Below are 2,679 nucleotides of genomic sequence, written 5' to 3' on the forward strand. Positions count from 1 at the left end.
CTGCTTGTTTCTTTGACGAGAAGAGCGTACCACTTTTAGCAGTTGGCCTCCTCTTCTACACCTTTCCATGAATGTCGCACTTATTATCTGAAATCGGGCTAAAGTTAAACAAGTTTAATTAGCAGTTCCATTTTTGATTTGAAGACAACGTCTCTGGTGAACACGATAAAATTTATACTCTCACCCATTCGCGTGTTTGCAGTAGCTCTTCTAAATGTAATCTACATTAGCGTTGCTCTCGCATCTGGTTCGAACAAGTTAATGAATGAATATGCTGTTGAACTTTTAACAGCTGAAGATGGCTTCGTTTCATCAGAAATCTATTCCATAGTCCAAGACCGCCAAGGCTTCCTTTGGTTTGGCACAGCAGAAAATGGCGTAATGCGCTACGACGGTCGCAACGTTAAGCTCTTTGAGTCGAGCAGTGAAGACGACCAAAGCCTTTCTCATAACGATGCCGGTAACTTAATGTTGGATGCAGAGGGCAATATTTGGGTGGGTACGTGGGGCGGTGGTGTTAACCGATACGACCCTACGACCGGTCAGTATGCGCGCTATTTAAATGTGGCTGATGATGTAAATTCTCTGTCATCAAACCGAATTCAGTCACTTTTCCAAGATAACGCAGGTGATATCTGGCTAGGCTCTTACGACAAAGGGCTTAACCGTTTTCTAGGCAATGGGCAATTTCAGCGAGTTCAAAAAATACCAGGAGATAAAAACAGTCTTTCCCATAATCGCATTTGGGACATTATTGATAACGACGCTGATAGCCTTTGGGTAGCAACCAGCTATGGGATAAATTTACTCGATAAAAAGACGCTAAACGCCAAGCATTTCTTGCCTGAACCCAAAAACAAAACTGCGACAGGCGCAAATGAAATACGCAGCTTACTTCGTACATCTTCTCATCAGCTATTTGTCGCTACGCAAAACGGGCCTTTCTTATTCTTTCCAAGTTCCGGTGTTTTTCTGCCTCAAACGACACGAGAAGGTAAACCACTAAGTCAAGTAAACTCTATGATTGAGGATCATGATGGTCAAATATGGTTCGTTACTACCGAGGGGGTGTATCGACATACCGGAGAGGGGAATTACGTTGAAAAGGTTGACTTTGGTTATGAAAATGGCCTTCGCATAATTTTTGAAGACCATACTAAAACCAAATGGATTACCAGTGAGGTTCATGGAATTTTTAAATTTTCCCCTCGCGGTAAAATTAAACAAATCAATAGTGAATTACTAACAGCACCAAGTGGTATCGCACTTGATAATGTAGATGAAAATGAAGATAAAAGTGGCGATGTGCTCATCGTTACGGCAAATGCCGACGTATTCAAATGGAAAGTGAAAGAAGAGCTTTTGCAAAAAGAATACGGCTCGGTATTTAAAGAGTTTAAAGGTTATAAAGAGCGTGGGGTTATAGAAAGACCTATTATAGTTCCGGATCAAGACGGGTTTCTGTGGGTAGCGCAAGATGACTTTGTGGCCAAAGTTGACCGACGTACTAAAGCAATAAGCCGCATTGGATACTCTAAGACTGACAGTAATTATCGCCAGTTTCGTGAGTTCAGAGCACTTGAACTAGATAATGATGGCAACGTTTGGATTGGTACCTATAAGCACGGTATCTACATTTACAACAAGCATTCCAAGGAATTTAAGCATCTCACAACCGAAGACGGTTTAACGCACCCAGAAATTCATAGCTTATACAAAGACGCCAGCGGAAATATGTGGGTTGGCTCGGGCGGAGGTGTGAATTTGTGGTCAGCTGATAGTGAAAGTTTCGCGAACTTTAGTGGCGCAGAGGGCCAGCAGGGAAGTTTGGTCGATAGCATTGTGGAAGATATTCACCAAACAAATGCTGGAGAAATATGGATAGCTACCCAAAGGGGGTTGTACCAGTATTTTGCAGAGTCTAAATCCTTTAAGCATTTTAGTGAAAAGAATGGGCTGCCCACCACCTTAATAAGAGCTATCGCCGATGGTGAAGACGGCAGGCTGTGGCTTACCACCAATAAAGGTGTTTTTCTTTATAATCCCGACACACAAAATGTTATTAGCTACAACAGTACTACAGATTTGGCAGGCAAAAACTTTTACTCAGGTAGTTTAATTAAAGCGAGTGGAAAAACTTTCTTTACGAGTAGTCAGCGGGGAATAGAGTACTTCAAATATAACCAAGAGCAAACTGACGCCGTTAGCGCAAAAATAGTTCTCACCGATTTTAAAAAGATGGGGGAATCAGTAGAGCTTAATAATCCACTGTCCTATGTCACTGATATCGACCTTTCTTATGAAGACTACTTTTTTTCATTAGATTTTGCACTTTTAGATTTTTCAGACCCTAAGCGCGCCCACTTTGCATACAAGTTAGAAGGGTACGATGAGCAGTGGATTGATATTGGAAATCATACTTCGGTGTCGTTTACCAACTTAAACGGCGGGGACTACAGGTTACTCGTAAAAGCCAAGAAACCAAATGGAGAGTGGGGTGATGATCCCCTCTCGTTGAATTTACATGTGGAAGTAGCACCATGGAAAAGCTGGTGGGCATACACTATCTATGGCTTACTTTTGATACTTATTGAGCCTTCTCCCCAGCTTAACCAATTTTATTGGCTAAGCTGGAAGGCGACCAAACCCAAAATGGAGAAGACTCAATGCAATTCTATA

The 2,679-nt window shown here is 42.0% G+C and carries 1 protein-coding gene; it reads left to right on the forward strand.

Annotated features, from left to right (window positions below; genetic code table 11):
• Positions 1–261: 261 nt before the first annotated feature.
• A partial coding sequence (locus tag BIZ39_RS21170; protein WP_316248271.1) for a two-component regulator propeller domain-containing protein occupies positions 262–2,679 on the forward strand: 2,418 nt, incomplete at its 3' end.

Origin of the sequence: Alteromonas sp. BZK5 (genome assembly GCF_014349115.1) — a bacterium.
GTDB lineage: Bacteria > Pseudomonadota > Gammaproteobacteria > Enterobacterales > Alteromonadaceae > Alteromonas > Alteromonas macleodii.